13 protein-coding genes are annotated in these 14648 nt (G+C 67.4%); 5 read left to right on the forward strand and 8 right to left on the reverse strand.

All coding sequences use genetic code 11. The features are described from left to right. The first annotated feature begins 64 nt into the window (after positions 1-64). From DVU99_RS10785 to purD, 4 genes are all read left to right on the forward strand, one after another. On the forward strand, positions 65-2602 hold the full coding sequence (locus tag DVU99_RS10785; protein WP_114240217.1) for a DNA topoisomerase I: 2538 nt from the start codon (positions 65-67) through the stop codon (positions 2600-2602). Then, positions 2603-3175 carry an L-threonylcarbamoyladenylate synthase gene (locus tag DVU99_RS10790; protein ID WP_114240218.1) on the forward strand — a complete coding sequence of 191 codons (573 nt, stop codon included), beginning with the start codon at positions 2603-2605 and terminating at the stop codon, positions 3173-3175. 188 nt (positions 3176-3363) lie between these two features. After that, positions 3364-4740, forward strand: a complete 1377-nt coding sequence (locus tag DVU99_RS10795; RefSeq protein ID WP_114240219.1) for an AMP-binding protein — start codon at positions 3364-3366, stop codon at positions 4738-4740. 430 nt (positions 4741-5170) lie between these two features. After that, on the forward strand, positions 5171-6451 hold the full coding sequence (gene purD / locus DVU99_RS10800) for a phosphoribosylamine--glycine ligase (RefSeq protein WP_114240220.1): 1281 nt from the start codon (positions 5171-5173) through the stop codon (positions 6449-6451). Between the two features lie 124 nt (positions 6452-6575). Here the strand turns inward: purD and DVU99_RS10805 are convergent, their stop codons facing one another. The 3 genes from DVU99_RS10805 to DVU99_RS10815 all read right to left on the reverse strand — a co-directional run bounded on the left by DVU99_RS10805 (position 6576) and on the right by DVU99_RS10815 (position 8576). Beyond that, positions 6576-7223 carry a dihydrofolate reductase family protein gene (locus tag DVU99_RS10805; protein WP_114240221.1) on the reverse strand — a complete coding sequence of 216 codons (648 nt, stop codon included), beginning with the start codon at positions 7221-7223 and terminating at the stop codon, positions 6576-6578. A 47-nt stretch (positions 7224-7270) separates the two neighbouring features. Beyond that, positions 7271-7717: an SRPBCC family protein gene (locus DVU99_RS10810; protein ID WP_114240222.1), complete on the reverse strand. Its 447-nt coding sequence runs from the start codon at positions 7715-7717 to the stop codon at positions 7271-7273. 277 nt (positions 7718-7994) lie between these two features. Continuing rightward, positions 7995-8576, reverse strand: a complete 582-nt coding sequence (locus DVU99_RS10815; protein ID WP_157971408.1) for a hypothetical protein — start codon at positions 8574-8576, stop codon at positions 7995-7997. A gap of 337 nt (positions 8577-8913) precedes the next feature. Here DVU99_RS10815 and DVU99_RS10820 point away from each other — a divergent pair, with 337 nt between their 5' ends. Beyond that, a complete protein-coding gene (locus DVU99_RS10820; protein ID WP_114240224.1) occupies positions 8914-10788 on the forward strand; it encodes an MFS transporter in 1875 nt (624 codons plus the stop codon). Between the two features lie 135 nt (positions 10789-10923). Here the strand turns inward: DVU99_RS10820 and DVU99_RS10825 are convergent, their stop codons facing one another. From DVU99_RS10825 to DVU99_RS10845, 5 genes are all read right to left on the reverse strand, one after another. Continuing rightward, positions 10924-11793 (reverse strand): cobalamin biosynthesis protein, encoded by an 870-nt coding sequence (locus DVU99_RS10825; protein ID WP_114240225.1) that lies wholly within the window; start codon positions 11791-11793, stop codon positions 10924-10926. Positions 11794-11889: 96 nt separating this feature from the next. After that, the gene (gene nudC, locus DVU99_RS10830) at positions 11890-12864 is read right to left on the reverse strand and encodes an NAD(+) diphosphatase (protein ID WP_114240226.1); all 975 of its coding nucleotides are present in this window, start codon (positions 12862-12864) and stop codon (positions 11890-11892) included. 13 nt (positions 12865-12877) lie between these two features. Then, the gene (gene erpA, locus DVU99_RS10835) at positions 12878-13255 is read right to left on the reverse strand and encodes an iron-sulfur cluster insertion protein ErpA (protein WP_114240227.1); all 378 of its coding nucleotides are present in this window, start codon (positions 13253-13255) and stop codon (positions 12878-12880) included. A gap of 47 nt (positions 13256-13302) precedes the next feature. After that, the gene (locus tag DVU99_RS10840) at positions 13303-13722 is read right to left on the reverse strand and encodes a polymer-forming cytoskeletal protein (protein ID WP_114240228.1); all 420 of its coding nucleotides are present in this window, start codon (positions 13720-13722) and stop codon (positions 13303-13305) included. After that, positions 13709-14461: a DUF6776 family protein gene (locus DVU99_RS10845; protein ID WP_114240229.1), complete on the reverse strand. Its 753-nt coding sequence runs from the start codon at positions 14459-14461 to the stop codon at positions 13709-13711. Before DVU99_RS10845 ends, DVU99_RS10840 begins: the two co-directional genes overlap by 14 nt. Between the last annotated feature and the right edge of the window lie 187 nt (positions 14462-14648).

The raw sequence follows: 14648 nt of genomic DNA on the forward strand, positions 1-14648 counted from the left end.
CTTTAACTAAATATAAGAAGCCGGCCCGGACGGGCCCGGCCACAGATGGCGGATACCGAGTTTCATGGCAAAAAACCTGCTTATCGTCGAGTCGCCGGCCAAGGCCAAGACGATCAACAAATACCTCGGCAAGGATTTCCAGGTCCTGGCCTCCTACGGTCACGTGCGTGACCTCAAGCCGAAGGAAGGGGCGGTGGATCCCGACCACGGCTTCGCCATGGCCTACGAGGTGATCGACCGCAACGAGAAGCACGTCGATGCCATCGCCAAGGCGGCCAAGGTGGCCGACGACATCTATCTGGCGACCGACTTGGATCGCGAGGGTGAGGCGATCTCCTGGCACATCAGCGAGATCCTCAAGGAGCGCGGCCTGACCCAGGGCAAGCAGCTCCATCGCGTGGTGTTCTCCGAGATCACGCCCAAGGCGATCAAGGCCGCCGTGGCCGCGCCCCGCCAGCTGTCGCTGGACATGGTCGATGCGCAGCAGGCGCGCCGCGCGCTGGATTACCTGGTGGGCTTCAACCTGTCGCCGGTGTTGTGGCGCAAGGTGCAGCGCGGCTTGTCCGCCGGTCGCGTGCAGTCGCCGGCGCTGCGCATGATCGTGGAACGCGAGGAAGAGATCGAAGCGTTCAAGGCGCGCGAGTATTGGACCGTCGAAGCGGCGTTGCGCCATCCCGAGGGCGACTTCAGCGCGCGCCTCACCAAGCTGCACGGCAAGAAGTTCGAGCAGTTCGACCTCACCAACGAACACGATGCGATGGCCGCGCGTGCGGCGCTGAAGGAAGCCGCGCACGGCCGCCTCACCGTCACCGAAGTGGGCAGCAAGGAGCGCAAGCGCCGACCCGCGCCGCCGTTTACCACCTCCACGCTGCAGCAGGAGGCCGCGCGCAAGCTGGGCTTCTCCACCAGCCGCACCATGAAGGTGGCGCAGGGCCTGTACGAGGGCGTGTCGCTGGGCAGCGAAGGCAACGTCGGCCTGATCACCTACATGCGTACCGACTCGGTCGCGCTGTCCGAGGACGCCGTGGTTGAACTGCGCGAGTTGATCGCGCGCGACTTCGGCCGCAAGGCGCTGCCGGATCATGCGCAGACCTACAAGTCCAAGTCGAAGAACGCACAGGAAGCGCACGAGGCGGTCCGCCCGACCTCGGCCATGCGCACGCCGCGCGAAGTGGCCGCGTTCCTCAACGACGAACAGCGCAAGCTGTACGAGCTGATCTGGAAGCGCACCGTCGCCTGCCAGATGATCCACGCCACGCTCAACACCGTGTCGGTGGATTTCGACCTCAAGCACGTCGCCGGTGGCGACGCGGCGTTCCGCTCCACCGGCACCACCGTGGTCGATCCGGGCTTCCTCGCCGTGTACGAGGAAGGCCGCGACCAGAAGAGCGCGGAGGACGACGACGAGGGTCGCCGCCTGCCGAAGCTCGAAGTGGGCGAGCAGGTGGCGCTGCACGACATCGTGGCCGACCAGCACTTCACCGAGCCGCCGCCGCGCTACTCCGAAGCGAGCCTGGTGAAGGCGCTGGAGGAATACGGCATCGGCCGTCCGTCCACCTACGCCAGCATCATCCAGGTGCTGCTCAACCGAGAATACGTGTTCCTCGACAGCCGCCGCTTCAAGCCCACCGACGTGGGTCGCGCGGTGAGCAAGTTCCTCACCTCGCACTTCACCCGCTACGTCGACTACGACTTCACCGCCAAGCTCGAGGACGAGTTGGACGCTGTGAGCCGCGGCGAAGAGGCCTGGGTGCCGCTGATGGAGCGCTTCTGGCAGCCGTTCAAGCAGCAGGTGGACGAGAAGACCGAGACGGTCGATCGCAGCGAAGCCACCGGTGCGCGCGAACTGGGCAGCGATCCGAAGAGCGGCAAGCCGGTGTCGGTGCGCCTGGGCCGCTACGGGCCGTATGCGCAGATCGGCGACAAGGACACCGACGAGAAGCTGCAGTTCGCATCGCTGCGCCCCGGCCAGAGCATGCACACCATCACGCTGGAAGAGGCGCTGGAGCTGTTCAAGCTGCCGCGCAAGCTCGGCACGGCCGAGAACGGCGATGAAGTGAGCGTGGGCGTGGGCCGCTTCGGTCCGTTCGTGAAGCAGGGCAGCACCTATGCCTCGCTCAAGGCCGAGGACGATCCGTACACCATCGAGTTGCCGCGCGCCCTGCAGATCGTGCAGGAAAAGCTGGAGATGATCGCCAACCGCATCATCCAGGACTTCGGCAACGGCGTGCAGGTACTCAACGGCCGCTTCGGTCCCTACATCACCGATGGCGAGAAGAACGCGCGCATTCCCAAGGACCAGGAGCCGAAGGAGCTGACCGAGGCGCAGTGCATCGAGCTGCTGGCCGCGGCGCCGGTGAAGAAGGGCCGCGGTGCGTTCAAGAAGACCGCCGCCAAGAAGGCCGCCGCCGAGAAGAAGCCGGCAGCCAAGAAGGCGGCAGCCAAGAAGGCGGCAGCGAAGGCCACCGAGAAGAAGGCGCCTGCCAAGAAGGCCGCGGCGAAGAAAGCCACGACCAAGACGGCGGCCAAGAAGACCGCCGCGAAAAAGGCGCCCGCCAAGAAGGCTGCCGCCAAGAAGACCTCGGCCAAGGCCGGCGCCTGAGTGGCGGCGCGCTTCACCCTGGATGAGCTCGACGCCGCTGCCGCGCTGCTGCATGGCGGCGGCGTGCTGGCCTATCCCACCGAGGCGGTGTTCGGCCTGGGTTGCGACCCTCATGACCGGCGTGCGTTCGAGCAGGTGTTCGCCCTCAAGCAGCGCCCGGCCACCCAGGGCGTGCTGCTGATCGCGGCCGAGTTCGCCCAGGTCGAGCGCTACATCGACCTGGCCGCCGTGCCGGCCGAGGCGCTGGCGCAGGCCCAGGCCAGCTGGCCGGGGCCAAACACCTGGATCTTTCCCCGCTCGGCCGCCGTGCCCGAATGGGTGGCTGGCGCGCACGCAGGCATCGCGGTGCGGGTCACCGCGCACGCCCCGGCCGCCGCCCTGTGCCGGGCCTTCGGCGGCGCGCTGGTGTCGACCAGCGCCAATCCGCATGGTCAGCCCCCGGCCCGCTCGGTGGACACCGTGCTCGACTACTTCGGCACCATCCTCGACGGCGTGCTGGATGCCCCGCTGGGCGGGCTCGACCGGCCGTCTGTCATCCGGGACGCGCTCACTGGCGCTATCATTCGCGCCTGATCGAGCCGCTCGTCCCACAAGTTCCTTCGAAGGATGAACGCGCTCCGCACGCCATGCCGAGTCGGTAGGGGCCGATTCAGTGGCTGCCCTGAGGATGGGGACCTCACGGGCTATCGACCTCACCCGTAACCGCTCGTGCCGGTGGCTTCCGGTGCGGGCGCCTTATAGGCCGTCCAGGGAGACCACGCTTGTCCACCGTTTTCGAAAGCTTGCAGCGCGATCCGGCACTCCAGTCCCTGCCCCTGCTGGTGGCGGACGGTCCGCAGCGCACGGTGGCATGGCGCGATGGCGAACCGGTGAGCGCGGCGCGTTTCCTAGCCCATGTGGAAGCCGTGGCGGCACAGCTGCCTCCGGCGGCCTCGGGCGTGAACCTGTGCGAGGACCGCTACGCCTTCCTGGTGGCCTTCTGCGCCATCGCGCTGCGTGGCCAGACCAACCTGCTGCCGCCCTCGCGCGCACCGCAGGCCGTCGCCGAGGTGATGGCCACCCATCCGGGCTGCTATGCGGTGGGCGAGCGCGCGCTGGACCCCGCGCCGCCGCACTACCGCCACCTGCCCTCGCTGCTGGAGCCGCCGCAGGCCACGGCGCTGGGCGAGCTGCCGATGATTCCTGCCGAACAGGTGGTGGCGATCGCCTATACCTCCGGTTCCACCGGCGTGCCCAAGGGCAATGCCAAGACCTGGCGCAGCTTCACCGCCAGCAACCACGGCAACCTGCGCATGCTGCACGCCGCCGTGGGCACCGGCTTCAACGTGGTGGCCACGGTGCCGCCGCAGCACATGTACGGCCTGGAGATGTCGGTGCTGCTGCCGCTGCTGGACGACGTGGGCGTGCACGCGGGCCGTCCGTTCTTCCCGGCCGACGTGGCCGCTGCGCTGGCCGAGGTGCCGGCGCCCCGCCTGCTGGTGATCACCCCGGTGCACCTGCGTGCGCTGATCGAATCGGCAGTGATGCTGCCACCGGTAGCGGGCCTGCTCTCGGCCACCGCGCCCATGCCGCTGGAGCTCGCGCAGCTGGCCGAGGCCCGCTATGGCGCCCCGCTGCTGGAAGTGTTCGGCTCGACCGAGACCTGCGTGTTCGCCAGCCGCCGTACCTCGGCCGACGAGCCCTGGACGCTGTACGACGGCGCCGAACTGCACCCGCAGCCCGACGGCACCCAGGTGCTGGCGCCGCAGCTGGACCAGCCGATGACCCTGGCCGACATCGTCACCCTGCATGACGGCGGTCGTCGCTTCCGCCTGTGCGGGCGCCACGCCGACATGCTGGAGATTGCCGGCAAGCGCGCCTCGCTGGGCGACCTGACCCGGCGCCTGCAGGCCATTCCCGGGGTGAAGGACGGCATCGTGCTTCAGCTGGACGGTGGCGAGGGCTTGGGCGTGCAGCGCATCGCCGCGCTCGCGGTGGCGCCCGGGCTGGACGAGGACGCCATTCTCGACGCCCTGCGCCGCGCAGTGGATCCGGTGTTCCTGCCGCGTCGCCTGAAGCTGGTGGATGCGCTGCCGCGCAACGAGACGGGCAAGCTGCCCCGGGCCGCCCTGCTGGCCATGCTCGACGCCCGCGACTGAGCTGCACCGCTCCTTTGCAGGAACGCACCCCTGAATCGAGTTCGGGGGCGCTCCGTGTGCGAACACCCTGCGAAGCGGAACGCCGAAGGGCGAGGGACGAGCAGCGAGGACGCAAGCCTCAGCTCCGTCGTAGCCTGCAAGCAGGCCCCAGGTGGCCGGACTTGGCGCCCCCACTACCCGCCCCCCGTCCCTGCTTCGATCCGGTCGCGCACAGGGTGCGCTCCTACAGGGGGCTGGGCGAGCGCCCTGTTCCCTCTCCCCACGGGCGACCCGAAGGTGGCCCCTGTGGGAGAGAGAGCTAGGGTGAGGGGTCGCCCTTGGTGCCCCGGCCTGCACCCTCCCCCATGACGCACAGCACAACACGCCCTCTGCCCCTTACAATGACAGGCTGCGCCCTCCCCGGCGCCATCCATAGGCAGTTGGAGTACCCATGAAAGTCCTGGTCATTGGCAGCGGCGGTCGCGAGCATGCGCTGGCGTGGAAGCTCAAGCAGTCGCCGCGCGTGAGCGAGGTGATCGTGGCGCCCGGCAACGCGGGTACCGCCCGGGAGAAGGGGCTGCGCAACGCCAACCTGGCGGTGACCGACATCGACGGCCTGCTCAAGCTGGCCAAGGACGAAAAGGTCGCGCTGACCGTGGTCGGTCCCGAAGTGCCGCTGGTGGCAGGCGTGGTCGACAAGTTCCGCGCCGCCGGCCTGCGCTGTTTCGGCCCGCGCGCCGTGGCTGCCCAGCTGGAAGGCTCCAAGGCCTTCGCCAAGGACTTCCTGCTCCGCCACAACATTCCCACCGCGCGCTACGCGGTGTTTACCGAGCTCAATCCCGCGCTGGCCTACGTGCGCCAGCATGGCGCGCCCATCGTGATCAAGGCCGATGGCCTGGCGGCGGGCAAGGGCGTGGTGGTGGCGCTGACCCTGGCCGACGCGGAGCAGGCGCTGCACGACATGCTCGGCGCGCACCAGTTCGGCGATGCCTCGGCCCGCGTGGTGATCGAGGAATTCCTCGATGGCGAGGAAGCCAGCTACATCGTGATGAGCGACGGCCAGCACGCGCTGCCGATGGCCAGCAGCCAGGACCACAAGCGCCGCGACGAAGGCGACCTGGGCCCCAATACCGGCGGCATGGGCGCGTATTCGCCCGCGCCGGTGGTCACGCCCGACGTGGAAAAGCGCATTCTCAAGGAAGTGATCGAACCGACGCTGCGCGGCATGGCGGCCGAAGGCGCGCCTTTCATCGGCTTCCTCTACGCCGGCCTGATGATCGACAAGAGCGGCACGCCCAAGGTCATCGAGTTCAACGTGCGCTTCGGCGATCCGGAAACTCAGCCGATCATGCTGCGCCTGAAGTCCGACCTGGTCGACCTGATCGAGGCGGCGCTGGATGGCGAGCTGCACCACACCCATGCGCAGTGGGACTCGCGTCCCTCGCTGGGCGTGGTGATGGCGGCCGGTGGCTATCCGGGCAAGGTGCGCAGCGGTGACGTCATCACTGGCCTGGACCACGATTTCGGCCCCGACGTAAAGGTGTTCCACGCGGGTACCGCGCTCGATGCCGAAGGCCATGTCGTCTCCGCCGGCGGCCGCGTGCTCACCGTGTGCGCATTGGGCAAGGACATCGCGGTGGCGCGTGAAAACGCATACGCCGCCGTCGGCAAGATCCACTACGAAGGCGCTTTCTGCCGCCGCGACATCGCGCACCGCGCGCTGCATCGCTGATGTCTTGGGATCGTCTTCCGGTTGTGGCCGGAGGACGATCGCTCAGCGTTCCAGTCAGTCGTCCACGAAGCGCGCATGTCCTGCGCGCCGTTGACGTGGTGCGCTCCTGCCGCGGGGCGTCGGTTTATGGCTGCCGACGCAGCATGACGTGGGTCGCGCGCTCGCCCGCCACGCTGCCCGCGCAGGCGTAGCCCAGCGCCGGGAGGTCCAGGCCATCGAACAGATGCTCGCCCCGGCCCAGCAACACCGGGCGCACGGCCAGGTGCAACTCGTCGACCAGTTGCGCCCGCAGGTATTGCCGTACGGTGGCAACGCCACCACCGAGACGGACATCCTTGCCGCCCGCTGCATCCCTTGCACGCTGAAGCGCCGCCTCGATGCCATCCGTGACGAAGTGGAAGACGGTGCCGCCCTTCATGGGCAGCGGAGGCCGCGCGTGATGCGTCAGTACGAATACCGGCACGTGGTATGGCGGCTCTTCGCCCCACCAGCCCTTCCACTGCTCATCCGGCCACGGTCCGCGTACCGGCCCGAACATGTTGCGTCCGAGGATCCAGGCGCCGATGCCGTCAAAGCCCTGCATGGCCATGCGGTGATCGATGCCGGTATCGCCGCCTTCCTGGCCATGCATCTCGCGCCAGGCACGTGTGTTGAAGAACCAGTCCATCAGCTCCAGGCCCCGCACACCGATCGGGTTGTGCAGGTCCTGGTGCAGGCCGGCGCCATATCCGTCCAGCGAAAGCGCAAAGCTTTGCACGCGAAGTTTCGACATCACGACCTCTTCGGAAACGGGAGGGAGAAAACACCGGTGGCGGCACATCAACCCGGAATATCGGGCTCCACCAGGTGCGCCAGGTTGTGCAGGGATTCCTGCCAGCCCAGGTAGCATCCCTCGTTGGGAATGATGGCGGGGATGCCCTCCTGCACCACATCCAGCACGGTGCCGCAGGACACCGCCGCGAGCGTCACCGTGGTCTGCATCGCTCCCGGCAGGCTGGGATCTTCGAAGGTCCCCGTGTAGCAAATGCGCTCATTCGGCACCAGCTCGCGATAGACGCCGCCGAACACGTGGCTGTGCCCACTGGTGAAGTTGGTGAATGACATCCGATAACTGCCGCCGATCTTGGGCTCCAGCTGATGGACGTGGCCGGTGAAGCCGTAGGGCGGCAACCAGCGCGCCATGGCATCGGCGTCGAGGAACGCGCGGTAGATCTTGTCCGGCGTGGTGCGAAGCACGCGGTGGAGGCGGACGGTGTGGGTGGTCATGTCGGGCTCCCTGAAATGGGTGGGCATATGCATAGACACGACGAAGAGGCCTCCGCTATTTCGACATACCCGCTCGATGCGCGAGTAGTGACTGGGGCTTGATGCCGCCCGTGACGGCAGCGATTGGCCAGAGTTCGAAGCGCGCACCTTGCCGCCATGAAAATGGCCGTGTCGGCGCCTGGTTGGTCTGCCGTCCACCCGAAGTCGAGCATGGATTTCGGTGAGCGGAAGGGCAGTGACTTGCACCGCGTGCTCTGCTCAGCCGACGCCTTATTGCTTAAGCAGTTCCGCTTGAAAGCTGGGTTGGCACGCTGGCGTTCGCCTGGGTTTGAGAATCAGCTGCGCTTCGCCCGATCCAGGCGCGCTCCCGATCCAGTGGTAGCTCTGATCCGAAGCCAAGTTCCTGGCGTATCAGGTTGCGAAACTCATTCAGAAGATCGGTCGGCGATTGACGTGGCTCACCAGCGCGCGGACCAAAATACAATTCACCAAACTTTTCGACGATGGCAACGTTGTTGCAAGAAAGAATGAGCTTGCTGTGTGCCTCTCTTGCCTTGGAAGTATCAATCGATTGGGGGGTCATCGCGAACAGTTGGGAAAAATGAGCGTCGATGACGACCAACGCTTCAAGGCATGCCTCGTACTTCAATGCCCGCTTTTGCTCTTCCACGGCATTGGCACGCGAGATGTCGCCCCTGACCCCCTCGATCTTTCGGGTGATTTCTTCGATATCCTCGCGCGTGGCGAGGTTCTTCCCTTTCTCGGTAACGTAGGCCGGAAGGCCCTTTCGAAACAAGAGAAGGAGGGTCGCGACACCTGCAAAACTCAGGAACGAAAGCACGGTATCAAGTGGTGGCATGGGAAGCTCGCTGGCGTTGTATCCAAGTGGCGACGCTGCCGTTTGACTAGAGGCGTAGTCGTAGCGAGCGCCGATGATCTATGCCCATCTCCAATGATCCGCATCGCTACATGGCGCCTGCAAGGAACAGCTACTTGATTCCCTGATGCAGCCGGACCTCGTTGGTTCACATCGGGCTGTATGGTGTGTCGACATCCTTTCATGGTGGGCAACGGGCTGACAAGGCATGGCGATCCGCGAACTCGACGGCGCGATGGGGAGAGTGAGCGCGTGCGGCGGCATGATCGCCGCCCCGTTTTCGCGCTAGGCTTGCCGCCAGTCCATACCTGGATCGTGCATGAGCCAATTCAACCTGCTGGGAAGCCGTCGCTTCGCCCCGTTCTTCTGGACGCAGGCCCTGGGTGCCTTCAACGACAACGCGTTCCGCAATGCGCTGATCATGCTGGTGGCGTTCCAGATGGGGCTCGACGACAAGACGGTGTCGCTCTACACCAACCTGGCGCCCGCGCTGTTCATCCTGCCCTACTTCCTGTTCTCGGCCACGGCGGGACAACTGGCGGAGAAGTACGAGAAATCGCGCATCATCCGCTATGTGAAGCTGTTCGAGATCGCGGCCATGCTGATCGCGGCGATTGGCTTCTACACGCATCACACCACGCTGCTGCTGGTGGTGTTGTTCCTGATGGGGCTGCACTCGACCACCTTCGGGCCGATCAAGTACGCGATCCTGCCGCAGGCGCTCAGGCCCGAAGAGCTGGTGGGCGGCAATGGCATGGTGGAAATGGGCACCCAACTGGCGATGCTGCTGGGCATGGTCGCCGGCAATTCGCTGATGCTGATCGCCGGCTATGGCCCGGTGGCGGCTTCGTTGGCGACGGTGCTGGTGGCAGTGCTGGGTTATCTCGCCAGCCGTCGCATTCCGCCCGCGCCTGCGACGGCGCCGGAGCTGGTGTTCAACTGGAATCCGCTCACCGAGACCGGTCGCGTGCTCGGCATCACCCGCGCGGACCCCAAGGTCTTCAACGCGGTGCTCGGCATTTCCTGGTTCTGGTTCTTCGGCACGGTGCTGGTGGCGCAGCTGCCGAACTACACGCGCATGAACCTCGGCGGCGACGGTACCGTCAACACGCTGATCCTCACCCTGTTCTCGCTGGGCACCGGCGTGGGTGCCTTGCTGTGCGAGCGCATGTCCGGGCGTCGGGTGGAAGTGGGCCTGGTGCCGCTGGGTGCGTTCGGCCTCACCGCTTTCGGTGTCGACCTGTACCTGGCGCATCCCGGCCTGGCCACCGCGCACGGCTTGCACTGGCTGGATTTCCTGCGCAGCGCCGGCAGCTGGCGCATCGTGCTCGACCTCACCCTGATCGGCGTGTTCAGCGGCTTCTACGTGGTGCCGCTGTTCGCCTATGTGCAGGCGCGCACGCCGCGCGACCGCCTGTCGCGCGTGATCGCGGGCAACAACATCCTCAATGCCTTGCTGATATGCCTGGCCGCCGGTTTCGGTCTGGCCCTGGGCATGCTGGGCCTCACGGCGGTACAGATCTTCCTGGCGGCGGCCGTGCTCAATGTCGCGGTGGCCGTGTACATCTTCACGCTGGTGCCCGAGTTCCTGATGCGCTTCATCACCTGGGTGCTGGTGAACACGCTGTATCGCGTGCGCGTCGACGGGCTGGAGCGCATTCCCGAGCAGGGACCGGCGCTGCTGGTGTGCAACCACGTCAGCTTCATGGATCCGCTGGTGCTGATGGCCAACCTGCGTCGGCCGGCGCGCTTCGTCATGTACTACAAGATCTTCAACATCCCGGTGCTCAACTTCGTGTTCCGCACCGCCAAGGCGATTCCCATCGCCGGGCACAGGGAAGATCCCGCCGTGCTGCAACGCGCCTACGACGAAGTGGACGCGGCACTGGCCGATGGCGAACTGGTCTGCATCTTCCCCGAGGGCGGGCTCACGCCTGACGGCGACATCGCGCCGTTCCGTCCCGGCACCGCGCACATCCTGCTGCGCCGGCCGGTGCCGGTGGTGCCGCTGGCCTTGCGCGGCCTGTGGGGCAGCGTGTGGAGTCGCCGTGACTCGATGCTGCACCGGGCACGCCTGCCACGGCGCTTCCGCGCGCGGGTGGAACTGGTGGCGGGTGCGCCGATCGCTCCGGCCGATGCACAGCCCGATACGCTGGAGGCACGGGTGCGCGAGTTGCGCGGCGACTTCGCCTGAGCGTCGCGGTCATGCAGATGCGCGCCCCTGGATCCAGTCCAGGGCAGGCCCTGTGCGCGAGCGCCGCGTCGTATCGTCACCGTTTCGATGGCGTGTCGCGCACCGCAGGCGCGCCCACCCCATCGGCGGCGGTGTTCAGCTCATCCAGCCGGCCAGCACGATCAACGCCACCACGCTGAGCCAGCCCAGCAGGGCGCGCAGCAAGGTGCCGCGCAGGCGGATCAGTTCGCCCAGCGTGTCGATGCGTTCCTCGGCATAACCGTCGCCCGCCTCGATGTCGACCTGTACGTCGGCACGCGCGGCGGCACCGAGAAAACCCGGGCCCTCCACGTACCAGCTGTTCGGCGATTGCTGCTGGTGCCAGCGCTTCCACGCGCCGATCACGGCATCCCAATGGCCGACCAGGGCCAGGGTGAACACCATCAGCTGCGCCGGCAGCCAGTCGGCCACGTTCGCGAAGGCGCGGGCGGCGTTGCGCGCGGGGGCGTCGAGCTGCAGGCTGGGATCGCGCCCCAGCGTCTGCGCCAGCCGGTACAGCAGCGCGCCGACCGGGCCGAGCAGGAAGAACCACAGCAGCACGCCAAAACGGCGGCGCAGTGCTGCATAAGCGGTGGCTTCGCCCAGCGCGACGGCGTTCCAGCTCACCGCCTCGCCGTCATCGGACAGCGCCTGCGCGGCGGCTTCGCGCGCAGGCTGGTCGGACGCCTTGATGATGGCTTCCAGGTCCGCCTCGTAGGCGTGGGGACCGAAGCAGTACAGCAGCACCACCAGCGAGAAGATCAGCCGCCATAGTTCGCTGCCCGGCAGCCAGGAGATCACCCAGGTCACCAGCAGGCACAACACCACCGGCACGCCCAGCGTGACCGCCACGCGCGCCGGGCCGGCGGTATCGCCCAGTTGCTTCACCCAGCGGCGGAAGCCGCCATCGCCACGCCAATGCACCAGTTGCGGCGCGATATGCACGAGTCCCAGCGCAATGAGTGCAGTGAGCAGGCTGACAGCCATGAAAACGATACTCCCGGTCGTTGCCGGCATTGTAGGGCAAGGTCCATGACGGACCAGCCCATCTCTTGGCCGGTCCGCGCGGCCGCGCGCGTGGTGTCAGCTGGCGGCGCGCTGCGCGACCAGGGCGTCCAGGTCGAGCCCGGCTTGCCGGCGCAGCCAGTCCGACAGCAGGTGATAGGAGACCGACAGCGGCATCGATGGCAGGAAGCTGCCGTCGGCCAGTCCGTGGACGATGTCCTGCGGGGTGAACCAGCGCGCGTCTTCCAGCTCGTGGTCGCGCAGGCGGATGTCGGGCGAGACGGCCCTGGCGGTGAAGCCCACCATCAGCGACTGCGGTAGCGGCCAGGGTTGCGAGGAGTGATAGTGCACCTCGCCCACGATCACGCCCGACTCTTCGGCCACTTCCCGGCGCACCGCGTCTTCCAGTGCCTCCCCGGGCTCCACGAAGCCGGCCAGCGTCGAATAGCGCCCCTTGGGCCAGCCGGCCTGGCGGCCCAGCAGGCAGGCGCCGTCGTGTTCCACGATGACGATGACGGCCGCGTCGGTGCGCGGAAAGTGCATGCGCCCGCAATCGTTGTTGGTGCATTGCGCGCGATGGCCCGAAGCGACCAGCACGACGGGCGAACCGCAATAGGCGCAGTGGCGCGTCTCGCGCTGCCAGTGCGCCAGGCCCTTGCCGTAGGCGAACAGGCCGGCCTCATCCGCCGCCAGATGCAGGCCCACCGTGCGCAGGCTGCCGCGGCGGGCGCCCAGCACGGCTTCCAGTTCCGCCGCGCGGTCGCTGTCGTCCAGCGCCAGCAGGAAATGGGGCCGCCCATGCGCAAAGCCGAGGAAGCTGGCCTTCAGCTCGCCAAGCCAGCGCTCGCGTTCGGCGGCGTCCAGCCAGCGCAGCGCGTCGCGCTCCGGCCACAGGTAGGTGTCGCCCAGCGGATCGATCAGCAGGTACCGCGCCTCGTCCGAGGCCGCCAGCTCGTTGACCCACATCGACTCGTCGCGCCGCTCGGCGACGCGGTCGAGCACATGGCTAAGACCCGCGAACGTATTCAGGCGCGGCGAGGGGATGCGTTCCATGCCGGGATGGCGCTCAGGTAGAGAAGGAGGACCCGCAGCCGCAGGTGGTCTTGGCATTGGGATTGCGGATGACGAACTGCGAGCCGCTGAGGCTTTCCGAGTAGTCGATCTCGGCGCCGGTCAGGTACTGCAGCGACAAGGGATCAACCAGCAGGGTGACGCCCTCGCGATCAATCGCGAAGTCGTCCTCGGCCTGGGTCTCGTCGAAGGTGAAGCCGTACTGGAAGCCCGAGCAACCGCCGCCCGTGATGTACACGCGCAGCTTCAGCTCGGGATTGCCCTCCTCGACGATCAGCTCGTGCACCTTGCGGGCGGCGGCCTCGGTGAAGACCAGCGGCGCGCCGGCGCTGCGATAGTCGGGGACGATGGGAAGGGGGACGACGGTATCCATGGTGCTCAAGTTGGGGGTGATACGGCTTGGGCGCAAGGATAGCGCGATCAGGCCGGCACCGGCTCCGCCACCAGGGACGGAGCGGGCAGCTCGCGCGGCAGCTCGGCGGCGTGATGGCTCATGCGGCCGTTGACCTGGGCGCCGGCGGCCATTTCCAGCGAGCGGTAATGCACGTCGCCGGTGATGCGGGCCTCCGGCGCCAGTTCCAGGCGATCGGTGACGTGGATGTCGCCCTGCACGTGGCCGTTGATGATGGCGTGCGGCACCCGGATCTCACCCTGCACGAGACCGTGCTCGCTCAGCGTGAACACGGCGCCATCGTCTTCCGCATGCACCGAGCCTTCGATGCGGCCATCGAGGTGCAGGGTGCCGCTGAAGCGCACGTCGCCGCGGATCAGGGTGCCGCGGGCGATCAGGCTGGTGTCCGGGTTGGCGGGCGTGCGCTCGGCGCGCTTACGGTTGAGCATCCTGTTCTCCTTGCGTCGGTGTGAGGTGGCCGGACAGCGCATCACCCCAGGCCACGCTGCGGCTCACCGCATCGTCGCCGCCGGGTTGGGCGGTGATCAGCAGGCGGGTCGGCCGGAAGTCGGCGGGCAGCACGATGGTGGCGTGCAGCTGTTGGAAATATTTGAAGTGGAAGGGGATGCCCGCACTGTGTGCGCTGTCACCCAGCGAATCCCAGGCGAGCTGGACCACCTTGTCACCGCGCAAGCCCTCCACGCTCAGGCTGGCGTTGCCGCTCACGTCCTCACCGCGCTTGGCGTTCTGGGTAAGGCTGAGGGTCACATCCCAGGCGTGCGAGTTGGCCACCGGTTGCAGGCGCACTTCCTGCACCTTCAGGCCCTCGCGCTGCGCATCCCCGCCGGTAAGCCGCGAGTAGAAACCCAGGTCGGCGCGCAGTCCGCTGATTTCCTCCTCGCGCTCGGACAAGGTCTGGCGCAGCGAACGGGTGGCGATGTCGGCCACCTGATTGGCGCGCTGCAGGTTGGCCACCTGCTGCTGCAACTCGTCGTTGCGTTGGGTGAGCGTGGTGAGTTCGCGCTTCTCGATGGCCGCCGGGGTACCGCGGTGGGCCAGCATGCCGACCACCAGGCCGGTCAGCAGCAGGGTGGCCAGCCAGGCGGCCCCCAGCCACAACGCACGCCGCCGCAGGCCAGCCGCGTCGTGCGGGCGAACCACGAAACGCGGTGGTGGGCGTGACGCCATGCGCGGCCTTCCCGGGAAAAGCCAAGGTATAGCCGCGCCATGGCGAAAGCGTCAAGGAACCGTGACACGCTTCGCGCGTGCGCCCGCGCTGCCGGCACGATAACGCGGATGCTCCGGGGGACCGCCATGGGGCCGGCCCCGATCGCCACCGGCTTGCCCGGTGGCGGGACAGGCATCGGGCTGCCCG

The sequence above is a fragment of the Dyella sp. C9 genome (assembly GCF_003332825.1).
Lineage (GTDB): Bacteria > Pseudomonadota > Gammaproteobacteria > Xanthomonadales > Rhodanobacteraceae > Dyella.

Excerpts from the sequence above, each read along its gene's own strand:
- DVU99_RS10785 (WP_114240217.1), top strand. The coding sequence starts at position 65 with ATGGCAAAAAACCTGCTTATCGTCGAGTCGCCGGCCAAGGCCAAGACG.
- purD (WP_114240220.1), top strand. The coding sequence starts at position 5,171 with ATGAAAGTCCTGGTCATTGGCAGCGGCGGTCGCGAGCATGCGCTGGCG.
- DVU99_RS10805 (WP_114240221.1), bottom strand. The coding sequence starts at position 7,223 with ATGTCGAAACTTCGCGTGCAAAGCTTTGCGCTTTCGCTGGACGGATAT.
- DVU99_RS10810 (WP_114240222.1), bottom strand. The coding sequence starts at position 7,717 with ATGACCACCCACACCGTCCGCCTCCACCGCGTGCTTCGCACCACGCCG.
- DVU99_RS10815 (WP_157971408.1), bottom strand. The coding sequence starts at position 8,576 with ATGCCACCACTTGATACCGTGCTTTCGTTCCTGAGTTTTGCAGGTGTC.
- DVU99_RS10820 (WP_114240224.1), top strand. The coding sequence starts at position 8,914 with ATGAGCCAATTCAACCTGCTGGGAAGCCGTCGCTTCGCCCCGTTCTTC.
- DVU99_RS10825 (WP_114240225.1), bottom strand. The coding sequence starts at position 11,793 with ATGGCTGTCAGCCTGCTCACTGCACTCATTGCGCTGGGACTCGTGCAT.
- nudC (WP_114240226.1), bottom strand. The coding sequence starts at position 12,864 with ATGGAACGCATCCCCTCGCCGCGCCTGAATACGTTCGCGGGTCTTAGC.
- erpA (WP_114240227.1), bottom strand. The coding sequence starts at position 13,255 with ATGGATACCGTCGTCCCCCTTCCCATCGTCCCCGACTATCGCAGCGCC.
- DVU99_RS10840 (WP_114240228.1), bottom strand. The coding sequence starts at position 13,722 with ATGCTCAACCGTAAGCGCGCCGAGCGCACGCCCGCCAACCCGGACACC.
- DVU99_RS10845 (WP_114240229.1), bottom strand. The coding sequence starts at position 14,461 with ATGGCGTCACGCCCACCACCGCGTTTCGTGGTTCGCCCGCACGACGCG.